A 15,937-nucleotide genomic window follows, 5' to 3' on the forward strand; every position below is an offset into this window, starting at 1 on the left:
GAAGCCCCATGGCGGTGCGTCCGCTGCGCGCGATCTACCAGGTCGACCCGTATCTGTTCCGCGACAGCCAAGGCCGCGGCTGGGGCACCCTGGATGGCGTCACCGAAAAGCTGGACTACCTGCAGTGGCTCGGCATCAGCCATGTGTGGCTGTTGCCGTTCTACTGCAACGCCGGCCGTGATGGCGGCTACGATGTCACCGATCACTACCGCATCGATCCACGCCTGGGCGACGAGACCGCCTTCCATCGCCTGGTCGATGCGGCCGACGCGCGCGGCATCGGCATCATCGTCGAACTGGTGATGCAGCACACCGCCAGCGCGCACCCGTGGTTCGTCGCCGCACAGCAGGGCGACCCGGCCTGGCGCCGCTGGTACCTGTGGAGCGACCACATGCCTGACGACGGCCTGCAGCCGATGTTCCCGCCGATCGAGGCCGCTGTCTGGACATGGGATGCCACGGCCGGCGCGTTCAACCGGCACATGTTCTACCGGCACGAGCCAGACCTCGACCTGGCCCATGCGCCGGTACGCGAGGAACTGCTGCGGTTAATGACGTTCTGGCTGCAGCGCGGCGTGGCCGGCTTCCGCGTGGACGCCGTTCCGTACATGGTCGAGCGCGCCCGCCACGCCGACCCGCGCGACGGTGGGCTGTGGCTGCTGGAGGCGATGCGCGCCACGGCAGACGCGCAGCAACCAGGGCTGCCACTGATCGGCGAAGCGGATGTCCGCGCGTCCCACTACGGTGACTTCCTGTGCCACGGGCGGCGGCTTTCGCACCTGCTGGATTTCCACCTCAACAATCATTTCTTCCTCGCACTGGCACGTGGCGATGCCAGCGAAGTGGCGCGGGTCATGGCCGAGTACGGCCCGCACGCGCCGCCGGACACACGCATTGCCTGGCTGCGCAACAATGATGAACTGGACCTTGAGCAGTTGGAGCCGGATGAGCGCGAAGCGGTGATGGAACGCTTCGCCCCTGAGCGTGGCATGCGCATCTATGGCCGTGGCATCCGCCGCCGGCTGGCACCGATGCTGGAGGGCGACATCGCATGGCAGGCCATGGCCTGGGCGGCGCTGCTCTCGCTGGGCCAGGTGCCGGTGATCCGCTATGGCGAAGAGATCGGCCTCGGTGATTGCCTGGAACTGCCCGAGCGCAATGCCGTGCGCATGCCGATGCACTGGCATAACGGCCCAGGGGCTGGGTTCACCGACGAACCGCGGCATGCCTGGCGCGCGCCACCGGCAGACGGCCCCTACGGTTACCGCACGGTGAACGTCGAGGCGCAACGCGCGACGCCAGGTTCACTGCTGCTGCGGGTGCGCGAGCTGCTGCAGCAGCGCAATGCACATCCCGTGCTGCAGCAGGGTCCTCACACGCTCGACCCGCCCTCACCTGCGCTGCTGATGCTCCGCTACGGTGAGGCACCCCATCAGGCACTGGCACTGATCAACTTCGGCGACGAGCCGGTCGAGGTGGACGTACCCCTGCGCGGTCCGCTGAACACGCTGGTGGGCCACGGCGCCAAGCTGCAGGGTCGCCGCTGTTACCTGGAGGGCCACGGCTATACGTGGCTGGCTGCCGAAGGTGCCTGAGTGCGCAGCGCGGGCAGCACGTGTTCGGCGAAGTCATCGATGAAGCGTTCCTGCTCGCGGTTCACGTTGTGCAGGTAGATGCGATCGAACCCCATTCCCTGCAGCTCCTGCAGCCAGGCCCGATGCTGGCCCAGGTCTGCCGAGACATGCACGTGCTGGCGCACCATCTCGGCGCTGACCGATCGGGCCTGTGCTTCGAACTGTTCGGGCTGGTCCAGGCCTTCGGCCAGTTCCGGCGACAGCACGTTGGCACTCCACTGCTCCATCGCACCTTCCAGCGCCGCCTGTTCGGCGCGCGCGTAGGAGAGCTTGGCCTGCAGGTACATCGGCTTGCCCCTGCCACCGCCTGCCTCGAACGCTGCCACCACACGCTGTAACTGCGCCAGCGGTTGGCTGATGGTGATCAGACCATCGGCCCAGCCCCCCATCCAACGTGCAGTCTCCTCCGTGACCGCTGCACCCAGCAGCGGCAGGGGAAGCGCCGGGCGACTGTAGAGTCGTGCCTGGCGCACCTGGAAGCCACCGTCGTGGTCGACCTGCTCGCCACCCCACAGCCGCCGCATGACCTCGGCCGCATCGCGCAGTGCCTTCTGCCGCTCGCGCTTGGCTGGCCACGCCTGGCCGGTGATGCGCTCGTTCAGGGCCTCGCCGGTACCCAGCGCCAGCCAGATCCGGCCCGGCGCCAGCTGCTCCAGCGTCGCCGCTGCCTGTGCCACCAATGCCGGGTGCTGGCGCAGCATCGGGCAGGTCACCATGCCCAGGGTCAACGCGCTCTGCACCGCCAGCGCACCGGCCCACACCCAGCTGTGGCCGGACTGCCCTTGCGCAGTCGTCCATGGATGGAAATGGTCCGAGCACATCACGGCCTCGAATCCCGCCTGTTCGGCGCGCAGCGCCAGGCCCAGCAAGGTGGCGGGCGGGAACTGCTCATGCGATGCGTGGTAGCCGATGGTCATCACGGATTCCGTGCGGGGACTGGACACGATGGCAACACCCCTCCAGCTAAAACCGCGTCATGGAAACGAACGCTTCCTGCATCGGGCATCGACGCTGGGCTATCGCCGAGGGCTACATTCCAGCCTGGAGCAACGGCCCGTCACCGGAGATGCAGAGTCACGAAACCTGCTGCGTACTCAATGCCGGCGACGAGCCCGCGCATGTCACGCTCACCCTCTACTTCGAAGACCGTGATCCGGTGGGCCCCTACCGGGTCACCGTGCCGGCGCGACGCACCTGTCACCTGCGCTTCAACGACCTGCAGGATCCGGCGCCGGTGCCGCGCGGCACCGGCTTTGCCACCCTCGTTGAATCCGACCAGCCGATCATCGTGCAGCACACGCGGCTGGATTCACGGCAACCGGCCAACAGCATCATGACCACGATCGCCCATCCGTTGTGAAGTCCTCCGCGCAGGCGTCCACGCTGCAACGACACCGCGCCCTCCGGCCGTTTACCCGTATAGGGGGAGACTGGCGCCGGTTTCCTTACGGAGAGTGACGATGGCCCTGCCCGACTACCCACGCCCGCCCTTCCCCGCCCAACAGCAATCCTTCCCCGGCAAGACCGCGCAGATGCAACCGCGTCCGGACCACGGCGAAGACAGCTACCGCGGCCATGGCTTGCTGCAGGGCAAGAAGGCACTGATCACCGGCGGTGACAGCGGCATCGGCGCAGCCGTGGCCATCGCCTTTGCGCGCGAAGGCGCCGACGTTGCCATCGCGTTCCTCGATGGTGAGCAGGACGATGCCCGCCATGTGCAGCAGCAGATCGAACAGGCCGGGCGCAAAGCCGTACTGGTGCCGTGTGACATCAGCGACCCGGCACAGGCGCGCTCGCTGGTCGACCGCGTGGCCAGCGAGCTGGACGGTCTCGACATCCTGGTCAACAACGCGGCCTACCAGCGCTACTACGAGCACTTCGACGACATCACCCTGGATGACTGGAAGCGGACGTTCGATACCAATGTCCATGCCGTGTTCAATCTGACCCGGTTGTGCGTCCCGCACCTGCGCGGTGGCGGCGCGATCATCAACACCGCATCGGTCAATTCCAAGCGACCGACCCCGAACATCCTTCCGTACTCCGCAACCAAGGGCGCGGTGGCCAACCTGACGCTGGGGCTGGCGGGCCTGCTGGCCGAGCACCAGATCCGCGTCAATGCGGTGCTGCCCGGCCCGATCTGGACGCCGTTCATTCCGGCAGGCATGGCCGCCGAGGAGGTCGAGCAGTTCGGCTCGCAGACGCCGTTCGGCCGCCCCGGCCAGCCAGCCGAACTGGCATCGGCCTATGTGATGCTGGCTTCGGACAGCGCCAGTTATACCTCTGGTGCACTGCTGACCATTTCTGGCGGCGCGGCGACGCTGTAGCCTCCATGACCGGATTGCCTGCCTGGATCGAGGACTGGCTGACCGTGGTTGTGCCGGTGGCCGAGGTGCTGGCCATCCTCGGCGTCGCGTGGGTGATGGTGCGTGCGCTGGCGTGGCTGCTGGTGCAGGCCCGGCAGCGCGGCAGGCTGGCTCCAGAGCTTCATGTCGGCCTGCGTCGCGGCGGTGCCTTGCTGCTGTATCTGGCGGCCGCGCTGCTGATACTGGAGCGGTTGGGCGTTTCGCGCTCGGTGCTGTGGACCGCGCTGACCGGGTTCATGGCCGTCGGCGCGGTGGCGTTCTTTGCCGCGTGGAGCGTGTTGTCCAACCTGTTCTGTTCGTTCCTGATCGTCGCCACGCGCCCATTCCGCATCAATGACACCATCGAAGTGCTGGAAAGCGTGGACAAACCGGGCCTGTGTGGTCAGGTGGTGGACATCAACCTGATCTACACCACGCTGAGTGATCGTGGCGAAGGCGCGCGCGGTTGCCTGCTGCGCGTGCCCAACTCGTTGTTCTTCCAGCGCATTACCCGCCACTGGGGTGACAGCGGCTATGCGCAGCTGCCAGGAAGCGTGCCGATCAAAGGCAAGGCGCGCTGAGTCGCTGTAGCGCCGAGCCCATGCTCGGCTCGCTGCGCGGGGCGCAGGGCGCATCGCGGTCTGAATGGAGAGCAGCCGAGCGCGGGCCCGGCTCTACGATGCCACCGCGGACGACGCTACTCCGCCGCCAATGCCTGGATCGGGTCCAGCTGCGCGGCATTGCGGGCCGGGAAGTAGCCGAAACCGAGCCCGATTGCCGACGAACATGCCAGCGCGGCGAGCACCGGCCCAGGCGTGAACTGGAACGGCACGCCCAGTGACAGCAGACTGGACAAGGCGCCCACGCCCAACGCGGACAACACGCCCAGCACCCCACCGAACAGGCAGATCAATACGGCCTCGATCAGGAACTGACGCAGGATGTCGCCCTGCCGGGCCCCCACTGCCAGCCGCACACCGATCTCGCGCACGCGCTCCTTCACCGACACCAGCATGATGTTCATCACGCCCACGCCACCGACCACCAGCGCCACCGCCGCAATCGCCGAGACCAGCGCCGCCATGGTCTGGCTGGACTTCATCACCGCCTTGCGGATCTGGTCCGAGTTGTAGATGAAGAAATCGCGGCGCCCATGCAGCCGCTGCAGTTCCGCACCCAGCGAGGCTTCAGCTGCACGGGTTGGTACGTCATCGCGCACGCGTACGGTGATGCTCTCCAGCCGCTGGCTGCCAAGCAGGCGCGAGGCCGCCGAGGTGTAAGGCACGTAGACCGTGGGCGTCGCGCCGCCTGCGAATGCACTGGCACCCACCACCCCGATCACGTCCACCGGCATGCCGCCCAGCAGCACCGTGCCGCCGATCGGATTGCCGTTGAACAGTGCTTTGGCCGCCTTCTGGTCGAGCACGGCCACCGCGCGATGCGCCTCCACCTCGGCATCGGTGAAGAACCGGCCCGCCTTCAGGCGCAGCCCGCGCACACGGGGTAGATCAGCGCCCACGCCAAGCACCTGTGTGTTGGCGCGCCGGTTGCCCTGCAGAGCGGCCACCGAGCTGCTCAGGTTGGGGCTTACGCTGTCTACGTAACTCAATGCGGCCAGGTGATCGGCATCGTCCACGACCAGCGTTTCGATCTCGGCCGAGCGCGGGTCGCCGAAATCCGCACCCGGGAAGATCTCCAGCGTACTGGCACCCAGTTCGTTGATCTGTGACTCGACCTGCGCCTGTGCGCCCTTGCCCAACGCGACCACGGTCACCACCGCAGCCACGCCGATGATGATGCCCAGCATGGTCAGCAAGGTGCGCAGGCGATGGGCCAGCATCGAACGTACCGCCATCCGTGCCGCTTCCCTGGTCGCATCCAGGCGCGCGCGGCGCTCGGCGCCCGGTTCCGTGCTGCGCTCGGGCGCGACGGCCTTGCGTGCAACCGCAGGATCACCCGTACCACGGTCGGATACGACCCGGCCGTCCGCGATCTCGATCACGCGTGAAGCGTGCGCGGCAATCGCCGCATCATGGGTCACCAGGATCACGGTATGGCCCTGCGCATGCAGGCGCTTGAGTTCGACCATCACCTGACTGCCGCTGGCATGATCCAGCGCGCCGGTCGGCTCGTCGGCCAGCACGATGGCGCCGCCGTTCATCAGCGAACGCGCAATGGAAACGCGCTGCTGCTGGCCGCCGGACAGCTGGCTGGGCCGGTTCGTGGTGCGCTCGCCCAGGCCAAGCGTTTCCAGCAGCAGGCGGGCACGCGTGGTGCGCGCATCGGCCTCCACCCCGGCATAGACGGCGGGCAAGGCCACGTTCTCGGTGGCGCTCAGGTTCTCCATCAGGTTGTAGCGCTGGAAGATGAAGCCGAAATGATCGCGACGCAGGTGCGCCAGTTCATCGGGCGACATCTGCTCGGTTGCGGCGCCGTGCACGCGGTAGCTGCCTTCGGTTGGCCGGTCCAGGCAGCCCAGGATGTTCATCAGCGTGGATTTTCCCGAACCGGACGGGCCGATGATGGCGATGAACTCGCCCGCCGCGATGCGCAGCGACACGTCCTTCAACACCACCACCTCGCCGGCGGCCGAGCGGTAGGCGCGCGATACGCCATGCAGTTCCAGCAGCGCGTCGGCCATGCTCACATCCCCAGCAGGCTGGTGGGCTCGGCTTCCGCGCCACTGGGCGCCTGCCCGACCACCACGTTCTCGCCTGCCTTGAGGCCGGACAGGATCTGCACCGCAGTAGCTGTGCGCAGGCCGGTCGTCACCGCGCGCTCGCGGGCACGGCCCTTGGCGTCGATCACCTGTACAGTCGCGCGGTTGCCCGCCTTGTCATCGCTCTCGGACACTGCTGTCAACGGCACCTGCAGCGCGTTGGCGGCGCGCGCCAGCTGGATCGTCACCTTCACCGTCATCGACGGCTTCAGTTTCAGGCCTGGATTGGGTACGTCAAACAGCCCGGCGTAGTACACCGCCTTCGGCGTCTGCGCCGATCCACCCGTGTTGCCGGTGGCCACATCGGCAATCGACGATGGCGCAGGTTCAAGCTGCTGCAGATGCGATTCGTAGCGGCGTCCGCCCGGCCCCAGCGTAGAGAACCACAGGGGTTGGCCAGGCGCGATCAGCTCCACGTCGGCCTCCGCGATCTCGGTGCGAACCGTCATCGTGTCCATCTGTGCCAGCATTACGATGGTCGGCGTGGTCTGCATCGAGTTCAGCGTCTGCCCGGCCTTGGTGACGATGGCCACGATGTAGCCATCGGAAGGTGAGACGATGCGGGTGTAGCCCAGGTTGATCCGCGCCGTTTCCACCTGGGTCAGCGCCTGCTCGATCTGGGCCTGCAGCGCTGCGACGTCAGAGCGCGCCGCTTCGCGCGCCACCCGCGCGGACTCGAAACCTTCCTGCGAGACCAGCCGAGACGCCACCAGCTGCGACTGGCGCTCATGCACGCGGATGGCCTGGGCGTAGCGCGCCAGGCTGGCGGCATGCTGGGCACGCAGCGCATTGGCAGCCGCTTCGGCGCTGCGCAGGGCGATGCGCTGCGGCTGCGAATCCACTTCGGCAATCAGATCACCAGCGTGCACACGCTGGCCCAACACCACATGCAGGCGCTTGACCTGGCCCGATACCTGCGCACCCACCGCCACCAGTTCCTTGGGGTTGACCCGGCCAACGGCCTGCACGGTCCTTTCCAGGTCCGCCACCCTTGCCGGGGCCGTGATCAGCGCGGCATCATCACTTTCGGCGAACAGCCACCAGCCGGTGCCGCCTGCAAGAAGCGCAACGATTGCGGCAATGATCCAGGTCCTGCGGTTGTTCATCGGAAGGCTCGCATGCACGCAGCCACCGGATGTGACCGCAGAAGCCGCAGTCTGGGAGGTGGTGGTGGATGTTTCTTGGAGCCACTGTGGAGATTGCATGGAGGCCGCACATCCGTTCAGGCACGGCGTCCGCTCCTGAACGGCACGGATCGCGTCCATGAAATCTCGACACAATCTCGACCAAGTCTCCATCAACGGCCCCTAGCCTTGTCGGCCTCGCCGACTGCGTTCCCGCCGTGTCCCTCCCGTTTCCTGACCTGCCTCCCATCGATGTTCGCCGCGCCTACCTCGCCTGGTGCGCGCCTTCGCCGTGGCTGCTTGCACTGGTAATGGCGTCGACCAGCGCCTGGATGCTTGCCAGCGCGAACCCGGCGCCGCCCCTGCTCGCGGGCGCCGGTGCCGCCGCGCTTGTGTGCTTCCGCAGCGAAGGCCCCGCCCATTCGGCGCGCACGGGCACCCTGGCGTCGCTCGTGCTGATCGGCTTCGCGGCCTGGTCCGCCTCCAGCGCTGGCCTGAGTCTCATGCCTGCAGGGATAGCAGCGGTCCTGGTGGCGACGTTGCTTGCCCTGCGCCTGTGGGCCCTGGTCCGCATGGCCCGCCGCTTGCAGGACCGGGTGGACGCAACGGGCATGCAATCACGGTGGAGCAAGCTGCCTGCGGCCGTATCGGCCCTGCTCGCACAGCACCTGCGCGGGACCGCAACGCTGGCGCCCGCCCTGCAGCACACGCTGGTGCTGGCCACCCTCGCCTGGGCCGCCCACGAAGAAGCACAGACCCTGGAACGGCCACGATGACACCGCCGCCGGCACTCCCCATCTCGCACTGGAAACTGCAGCGTTCAATGAAGACCGATGCACGCACGCACCAGGCGCCCCTGGTGCTGATTGCCGAGGATGAAGGCGAAATTGCTGACATTCTCGGCGCCTACCTGGCCCGCTCCGGGTTGCGCAGCGCCCGCGCCGCCGATGGCGAAGCCGCCCTCGCCAGCCACCGCCAGCTGCGCCCCGACCTGGTCCTGCTCGACGTGCAGATGCCGAAGTTGGATGGCTGGCAGGTCCTGAGTGAGCTGCGCCGGCGCGGCAACACCCCGGTGATCATGCTCACCGCACTGGACCAGGACGTGGACAAGCTCACTGGCCTGCGCGTCGGCGCCGACGACTATGTGGCCAAGCCGTTCAATCCGGCCGAGATCGTCGCCCGCATCCAGGCGGTGCTGCGCCGTAGCGCGAAGCCCATGGCAGAAGAACCCAACGGGCTGATCCGGCAGGGGCCATTCGAGATCGACCTGCGCAGCCATGAGGTCACCGTGCGCACCGATGACCACGTGCATGCTTTGAATTTCACACTCACCGAGTTCCGTCTGCTGGTGCACATGGCGCGCGCACCGCGCATGGTGCACAGCCGGCTGGATCTTCTCCAGACCTGCCTGCCGGAAGGCGATGCGCAGGAGCGCACCGTGGACAGCCACGTCAGCAAGCTGCGCCGCAAGCTCGAGGACGTCGGCATCATCGGCATTCCCGCCACCATCCGCGGTGTCGGCTACCGCTTCCTGGACTGAACCGATGAACCGCAAAGGCAAGAGCATCGGGCGCCAGATCACGCTATCCATCACGGTCGCATCGCTGTGCTCGACCGTACTGTCGATCAGCGGTTTCTACCTGTTCTATTACCTCATGGAGGTGTTCTATCCACGCTGGTATGACGAGCCGGAAACCATCATGCCGTCAGGGCTGGAGTGGCTGTGGATCGGCCTGACCGCCACCGTGGTGGTGGCACTGGCCACGTTGATCGCCTCGCGCCTGACCCGGCGCATCATCACCCCGCTGAACTCGGTGGCCGAAAGCCTGCGTCGCGTCGCCAGCGGTGATCTTGAGGCGCGTGCGCGCGGCGGCGACACCTCGATGGCCGAGGCCGCCACACTGGTCAGCGACTTCAACTCCATGGCCGAGCGGCTCAGCCGGATGTCCGAGAACCGCGTGTTCTGGAATGCAGCGATCGCACACGAACTGCGCACGCCGATGACCATCCTGCGCGGCCGCCTGCAGGGCATCGCCGAAGGCGTGTTCGAGCCCGGGCCGGAGCAGTTCAACAGCATGCTCACCCAGCTGGAGGGCCTGACCCGCATCATCGAAGACCTGCGCGTGGTGAGCCTTGCCGAAAGCGGTCACCTGGATCTGCGCCTGCAGCGCAGCGATGTCAGCGTGCAGGTGGCGGCGGTGGTCGAAGCGATGTCCGAGGCGCTGACCGAGAGTGGATTCTCGGTGACATTGGATGCACGGCCGTCGCTTGCCGACTGCGATCCGGCACGCATCCGCCAGGCGGTGCTGGCGCTGCTGGAGAATGCACGACGCCATGCCATCCCCTGCCCCCTCCGGGTTCGCGTCACGCTGGCCGAAGGCCATTGCACCGTGACCGTTGAGGATGGTGGCCCCGGTGTGCCGGACGACCTGCGCGACAGCATTTTCGAAGCCTTCCAGCGCACCGATGTGTCGCGCTCACGGCAGAGCGGTGGCTCCGGGCTTGGCCTGGCGGTGGTGCGCGCGATTGCCGTGGCCCATCACGGAACGGCGCGATGCAGGGCGACCGAACGCGGTGGTAGCGCGTTCGAGATCCGCTGGCCGGTGCACGCGCATCGTTGAGGGCCATCGCTGCCCTGGAAAGCCCGAAATGCCGGAACTGCCTGGGTAGAGTCGACTGTCAGGCGACTTGCGCGCGCAAGCGCGGGTTCTTCCAGCAGTTCGCAAAGAGCAGTCGACCAACAGTCGACTCTACCCCCGACCCACCCAGGCATTCCATGAAACACCCCCACGATCCAGCGGCCGCCGCCGGCAGCATCGGCCAGCAGAATGCGGCCGCCACCCTGAAGGCCATCCTGCGCACCTACCCCTGGCAGCTCACCGGCACGTTCTCGCTGGTGGCACTGGAAAACGCGCTGCTGCTGGCCTATCCGCTGTTCGCCGGCTTCGCCGTGGATGCCATCATCCGCGGCAACATCGGCCATGCCATCTCCTACGCCGGCGTGGTGCTGCTGTTCTGGTTGGTCGGTGCCGCCCGCCGTGCGGTCGATACCCGGACGTTTACCCGCATCTATGCCGATCTGGCAGTGAGCGTGGTGCAGGCGCAGCGCCGCCTGGGCCAGGCGACCTCCACTTCGGCGGCCCGCGTCGTTCTGGCCCGCGAGTTCGTCGACTTCTTCGAAAAGCACGTGCCGATCATCGCCACCGCACTGGTATCCATGTTTGGCGCTGCGGTCATGCTGCTCGCAATTGAACCGCTGGTCGGGGGTGCCGCCCTCCTCGCGCTGTTCGGTGCTCTCCTGCTGCTGCCGTCGTTCGCGCGTCGCAACGAGCAGTTGCATGGGCGCCTCAACAACCGCCTGGAACAGGAAATCCGACTGGTGGACCGGGTCAGTCCCTCGGTTTTGCGCCGTCACTACACCACGCTGTCACGCCTGCGCATCCTGCTCTCCGATCGCGAAGCCGGCGCCGTGCTGGCCGTCGGCGCGACGGCAGCGGCCCTGTTCGCACTGACCATCGGCCGCCTTGCCACCACCGATGGCGTTACCCCCGGTCACGTCTATGCGGTGATGACCTATCTGTGGACTTTCGCCGGCAGCCTGGACGATGCACCGTCGATGGTGGATCAGCTCGCGCGGCTGAAGGACATCGGCCGGCGAGTCAGCCCCGGCATGGACGATGCGGACCACAAGGACGCCGCTTGACCGGTAGATGCCCACCTTGGTGGGCACCGATGGAAGCCAGCGCCAACCAAGGTTGGCGACTACCGGGCGCGATGGCTACCCATGCGCCGCTCGGCGCTACAGGAACTCCGCCATGCGCTGCAGCTCGTCGTCCAGCGCGCCACGAAATACCTTGTCGCGGGCCAGCGACTTGCCGGCATAGCCCACGTTCGACACCAACTCACCTTCGCGCATGCTCAGGTTGGCCCAGCCCACCACCTGGTCGTGCCACAACACCGGCAGTGCGTAGTAGCCATACTGGCGCTTCGGTGCAGGCGTGTACGCCTCGAACTTGTACACCCAATCCCACAGCAACTCGAAACGGCGGCGGTCCCACACCACCGGATCGAACGGCGCCAGCAGGCGCACCTGTTCGTCCGGCGCATGGCGGCGCGAGCGCGGATTTTCGTCCGCCGGCCAGTACCAGGTGGTGCCCTCCAACGTGCAGCTGGCCAGCTGCTGCTTGGCCAGTGCCAATGCCTTGCGGGTCTGCTCGGCCAGGTGCGGAGCGCCATGGCCCAGCAGGCGCACCAGATAGGTCAGGCCGGCCGAAGGCAGCGGTGCGTACTTGCGCACCACCAGATCGATCAGGGCGGCAGCACGTTCGATCTGCGCCTGTTCGCTGGAATCGGGCTCGGCATGATCGGCCACCGCGTAGATGCGCGTACCGCTGTCGCGCCGTTGCACGCGCAGCAGGCCGCGGTAGTGCATGCCGTCCAGCAGATGGGTACTGGCATTGCTGGTGCCGCCCCAGTAGTTGGTCACCCGCCCATGCGCGAACGCCTGGTCGACCTCGCGTGGGTGCACGCTGCCACGCTCGCGCACAAAGGCCAGCACATCGGCCGCACGGCGATGGGTCTCGGCATCCCACTCGCGCTTGGAAACCCGTGGGTGCATCAGCGCCAGATGCTCGCGCGGCAGGAAGCCGTAGTTCACCAGGCAATCCTCTTCCACCGGCAGACGCGTGTAGCGGCGCTCAAGATCGCCCGCGCGGTAGTCCTTCACCCGGTGGCGCAGGGTCAGGTCCTGCGCGCGAGCGGGTGCCCGGATCGGGTCGGCCTGCACGAAGCCCAGCCGCCGGATCGCGGTCAGCAGCGTGGTCGGCTTGAACAGGGTGCGCGCCACCGCGTAGCGGCGAAGATCATCGAGAGTGGGCGTGGCAGGCATAGCCGCATTGTATTCTCGACACTACGCGATCCGTCCAGTAGAGCCAGGCCATGCCTGGCTGGCGTCATGGTGAACGGCCACGATCATCCACTCATGGCGTGGATCTACCGAAGCCGCGATACCTCCAGCGAACCGATCACCAACGCCCGCATGCCCTGCTTGAACTCGGTGATCACCTGCCCCTCCTCGTCGTCCGCAATCGCGTAGATCGTGTCGGCGCCGGCGATGCAGTAGAACGCGATCGTGGCCAGCAGCCAGCGCGCCTTGTCCACCGGCAGGCCGAACACCTCGGCCACGTGCGCCTGGTGCGATGCGATCTTTTCCCGCATCGGCGCGGTCGCCACCGTGCGCCGCAGCAGGTAGGGCGGTAGCCCGGGATGCGCCTTCACCACTTCGCACAGTGACTGCACGAACCCCATCAGGTAGGCCTCCAGCCCACCCGGTGCGTCGACCGACGCGCGAGGAATCTGCCAGCGCTGGAACACCGCCTCCGCCACCAGGCGCTTCAACGCCTCCAAGTTGGCTACGCGCTTGTACAGCGCTGCCTGGGTCACCGCCAGTTCGGCGGCCACGTTGGCCATGGTCAGGTTGGGCAGGCCCAGACGGATGCCGATGTCGGCCAGGCGCTCCGGGGTGATGGTGGGCGGGCGGCCACGGCTCGGCGCCGTTGGATCGGGGTGCGTGCTCATACGGTGCCTGCTCTTACGGTGCGCGTCCATACCCTGCTGAGGGTGCCAGTAAAGGGACCCTCTTGTCCGCTTCGATTGATTTAGTTTAACTTACTCAACTAATTCGGAAGGCGTCCAGCACGCTGCCCGTGATCGAGCCCATGGCTCACCTCCCGCCAGGTCCCCACCCAGCCAACAACCCTGCGCTGCGCCCTCTCCCCGTGCTTGCCGTCGGCAGCGCGCCAGGCGCGCTCGCGCCTGCGATTCACAGGACTCTGGCATGACCGTTTACAACTTCACTTCTGCACAGCATCGTGCTGCCGCATTCTCAGGCCTGATGCATCCGCCGGGCATGCACCTGCGTTATCGGGTGTCCGCCTTGGCGTTAGGGCTGCTGGCCTCGTTTGCCGCCCTGGCCGACACTGCACCGTCCACCCTGCCCTCGGTGCAGGTGCAGGAACAGCGCCGGGTCACTGCGGACTATGCGGGCGGGCAAGTGGCCGCCGGCAGCCGCGTCGGCCTGCTCGGCGACAAGGACTTCATGGACACGCCGTTCAGTACGGTCAGCTACACCGAGTCCTTCATCCGTGATCGCCAGGCCAAGGACCTGACCGACGTCATCGCCGCCACCGACCCTACGGTGTTCAGCAACGGCGTCACCGGTGCGTGGAGCGAGAACTACGCGATCCGAGGCTTTGCCTCCAACACCAGCGACACCACGTTCAATGGCCTCAGCGGCATGGCGCCCTACTACCGCACCTCGCCGGAAATGTTCGAGCGCATCGAGGTGCTGAAGGGACCGTCTGCGCTGCTCAACGGCATGCCGCCGGGCGGCTCGGTCGGTGGCAGCGTCAACCTGGTGCCCAAGCGTGCGGGTGAGCTGCCATTGCTGCGGGTCAGTGCCAACTTCGCCTCCGACGCGCAGTTCGGCACCCATGTGGATATGGGTCGCCGCCTCGGTGCCGACAAGCAGTTCGGCATCCGCTTCAACTTTGCCTACCGTGATGGTGACGGCGCCGTCGGCAAGCAGCGCAAGAAGGTACAGCTCGGTTCGCTGGCACTGGACTGGCGCGGCGAACGTGCGCGGCTGTCGGCCGATCTGTACAGCGCCGACGATCGCGTGGACGGCCCGGCACGTGGCGTCGGCCTGGCACCGGGCGTGGCCATTCCGCGGCCGCCGCGTGGCGATACGCTGATCAACCCGGACTGGGCCTACGTGGACAGCCAGGACAAGGGCGCAATGCTGCGCGGCGAACTGGATATCAACGATAGCCTGATGGCCTATCTGGCCTACGGCACCAGCAAGACCGACTACCGCTACAACGGTTCGATCAGCGCGCAGATCCTCAATCCGGCTGGCGACTTCACCACGGTGATCGGCCAGCTCGCCTTCGACATCAAGAAGCAGTCCGGAGATGCCGGCCTGCGCGGTTCCTTCCACACCGGCAGCGTCGGCCACCAGTGGGCCGCCAACGTGACCCACTACCAGCACACCCAGAACGACTACGGCCGGCGCAGCGTACCCGGCTGGGACTGGACCACCAATCTGTACAACCCGGTGTGGGGACCGGCCGCGCCGTTCATGGCACCGCACATCTCGCATACCGGGCTGACGCTGGACAGCCTCGGCTTCGCCAACACCCTGTCCTTCTCCGATGACCGCGTGCAGTTGACGCTGGGTGTGCGTCGCCAGCAGGTGGTCAGCGAGACCTTCAGCGTCGCTACCAGTGCGCGCACCTCGCGCTACGACAAGAGCGCGACCACCCCTGCGGCTGCATTGCTGGTGAAGGCCACCGACACGCTCTCCCTCTACACCAACTACGTCGAAGGCCTCAGCCAGGGTGCTACCGCGCCGATGACCGCAGCCAACGCCGGCGATGTGTTCGCACCGTTCCGCACCAAGCAGAAGGAGCTGGGCCTGAAGCTGGACCTGGGCAGCTTCGCGCACACCTTCAGCGTGTACGAGATCAAGCGACCGAGCAGCTACACCGATCCGATCACGAACATCTTCTCGCTTGGTAGCGAACAACGTAACCGCGGGGTGGAATGGGGCTTCTTCGGCGCACCGATGGACGGCGTGCGCCTGCTCGGTGGCGTGGCCTATGTGCAGCCGAAGCTGACCCGCACGGCCGGCGGCGTGAATGAAGGACGCATAGCCACCGCCGTGGCGCAGCGGCAGGCCAAGCTGGGCATGGAATGGGATGTGCCGACCTTGCAGGGCCTCACCTTGACCGGCAATGCCACGGCGATGTCGAAGCAGTACATCAGTGCCGACAATAGTCTGTCGGTGCCGGGGCGTACGTTGTTCGATGTCGGGGCGCGCTACAGCACCACCGTGGCGGGTCGACCGCTTGCGCTGCGCGCCAGCGTGAACAACGTGACCAACAAGGCGTACTGGGGCATGCCGTTGCTTTCAAGCCTGGCGCTGGGTGCACCGAGGACGGTGTTGCTCTCTGCGACGATGGACTTCTGAGCCGGGCGACAAACTGTCAACGGGATCCACGCATGGCGTGGATCTGCCGGAAACTGTAGAGCCAGGCCATGCCTGGCTGGGTTCCA

The 15,937-nt window shown here is 66.8% G+C and carries 14 protein-coding genes; 9 read left to right on the forward strand and 5 right to left on the reverse strand.

Annotated features, from left to right (window positions below; genetic code table 11):
- Window positions 1-8: 8 nt before the first annotated feature.
- Window positions 9-1,595 (forward strand): alpha-amylase family glycosyl hydrolase, encoded by a 1,587-nt coding sequence (locus AC5P67_RS09675; protein ID WP_329754347.1) that lies wholly within the window; start codon window positions 9-11, stop codon window positions 1,593-1,595.
- On the opposite strand, the gene AC5P67_RS09680 is transcribed toward AC5P67_RS09675, so the two are convergent.
- Window positions 1,565-2,551: a TIGR03885 family FMN-dependent LLM class oxidoreductase gene (locus AC5P67_RS09680; RefSeq protein ID WP_138969967.1), complete on the reverse strand. Its 987-nt coding sequence runs from the start codon at window positions 2,549-2,551 to the stop codon at window positions 1,565-1,567. The two genes, AC5P67_RS09675 and AC5P67_RS09680, sit on opposite strands and share 31 nt — an antisense overlap.
- A 59-nt stretch (window positions 2,552-2,610) precedes the next feature.
- Between AC5P67_RS09680 and AC5P67_RS09685 the strand changes: the two genes are divergently transcribed.
- The 3 genes from AC5P67_RS09685 (at window position 2,611) to AC5P67_RS09695 (ending at window position 4,560) form a co-directional block, all read left to right on the forward strand.
- Window positions 2,611-2,994: a sensory rhodopsin transducer gene (locus AC5P67_RS09685; RefSeq protein WP_005409793.1), complete on the forward strand. Its 384-nt coding sequence runs from the start codon at window positions 2,611-2,613 to the stop codon at window positions 2,992-2,994.
- Window positions 2,995-3,094: 100 nt separating this feature from the next.
- Window positions 3,095-3,961, forward strand: a complete 867-nt coding sequence (locus AC5P67_RS09690; RefSeq protein WP_012480369.1) for a glucose 1-dehydrogenase — start codon at window positions 3,095-3,097, stop codon at window positions 3,959-3,961.
- Between the two features lie 5 nt (window positions 3,962-3,966).
- Window positions 3,967-4,560, forward strand: coding sequence for a mechanosensitive ion channel domain-containing protein (locus AC5P67_RS09695; RefSeq protein WP_049395964.1), 594 nt, complete (start codon window positions 3,967-3,969; stop codon window positions 4,558-4,560).
- A gap of 116 nt (window positions 4,561-4,676) precedes the next feature.
- On the opposite strand, the gene AC5P67_RS09700 is transcribed toward AC5P67_RS09695, so the two are convergent.
- Window positions 4,677-6,620 (reverse strand): MacB family efflux pump subunit, encoded by a 1,944-nt coding sequence (locus AC5P67_RS09700; protein WP_099474041.1) that lies wholly within the window; start codon window positions 6,618-6,620, stop codon window positions 4,677-4,679.
- Window positions 6,621-6,622: 2 nt separating this feature from the next.
- A complete protein-coding gene (locus AC5P67_RS09705) occupies window positions 6,623-7,804 on the reverse strand; it encodes an efflux RND transporter periplasmic adaptor subunit (protein ID WP_043033373.1) in 1,182 nt (393 codons plus the stop codon).
- A gap of 329 nt (window positions 7,805-8,133) precedes the next feature.
- Here AC5P67_RS09705 and AC5P67_RS09710 point away from each other — a divergent pair, with 329 nt between their 5' ends.
- From AC5P67_RS09710 to AC5P67_RS09725, 4 genes are all read left to right on the forward strand, one after another.
- On the forward strand, window positions 8,134-8,598 hold the full coding sequence (locus tag AC5P67_RS09710; protein WP_049395962.1) for a hypothetical protein: 465 nt from the start codon (window positions 8,134-8,136) through the stop codon (window positions 8,596-8,598).
- A 47-nt stretch (window positions 8,599-8,645) separates the two neighbouring features.
- Entirely contained in the window at window positions 8,646-9,362 is a 717-nt protein-coding gene (locus AC5P67_RS09715) for a response regulator (protein WP_032963270.1), read from the forward strand.
- Between the two features lie 4 nt (window positions 9,363-9,366).
- Window positions 9,367-10,443 carry an ATP-binding protein gene (locus AC5P67_RS09720; RefSeq protein ID WP_329754346.1) on the forward strand — a complete coding sequence of 359 codons (1,077 nt, stop codon included), beginning with the start codon at window positions 9,367-9,369 and terminating at the stop codon, window positions 10,441-10,443.
- Window positions 10,444-10,598: 155 nt separating this feature from the next.
- Window positions 10,599-11,525: an ABC transporter six-transmembrane domain-containing protein gene (locus AC5P67_RS09725; RefSeq protein ID WP_329754345.1), complete on the forward strand. Its 927-nt coding sequence runs from the start codon at window positions 10,599-10,601 to the stop codon at window positions 11,523-11,525.
- Between the two features lie 96 nt (window positions 11,526-11,621).
- On the opposite strand, the gene AC5P67_RS09730 is transcribed toward AC5P67_RS09725, so the two are convergent.
- Together AC5P67_RS09730 and AC5P67_RS09735 are read right to left on the reverse strand one after the other, a co-directional pair.
- On the reverse strand, window positions 11,622-12,710 hold the full coding sequence (locus tag AC5P67_RS09730; RefSeq protein ID WP_012480375.1) for a DNA glycosylase AlkZ-like family protein: 1,089 nt from the start codon (window positions 12,708-12,710) through the stop codon (window positions 11,622-11,624).
- Between the two features lie 104 nt (window positions 12,711-12,814).
- Window positions 12,815-13,399: a TetR/AcrR family transcriptional regulator gene (locus tag AC5P67_RS09735; protein WP_183153457.1), complete on the reverse strand. Its 585-nt coding sequence runs from the start codon at window positions 13,397-13,399 to the stop codon at window positions 12,815-12,817.
- A 259-nt stretch (window positions 13,400-13,658) separates the two neighbouring features.
- Between AC5P67_RS09735 and AC5P67_RS09740 the strand changes: the two genes are divergently transcribed.
- Window positions 13,659-15,851, forward strand: coding sequence for a TonB-dependent receptor (locus AC5P67_RS09740; protein ID WP_495214628.1), 2,193 nt, complete (start codon window positions 13,659-13,661; stop codon window positions 15,849-15,851).
- The last annotated feature ends 86 nt before the right edge of the window (window positions 15,852-15,937 follow it).

Source organism: Stenotrophomonas sp. YJH_SMC_21, from assembly GCF_059369555.1.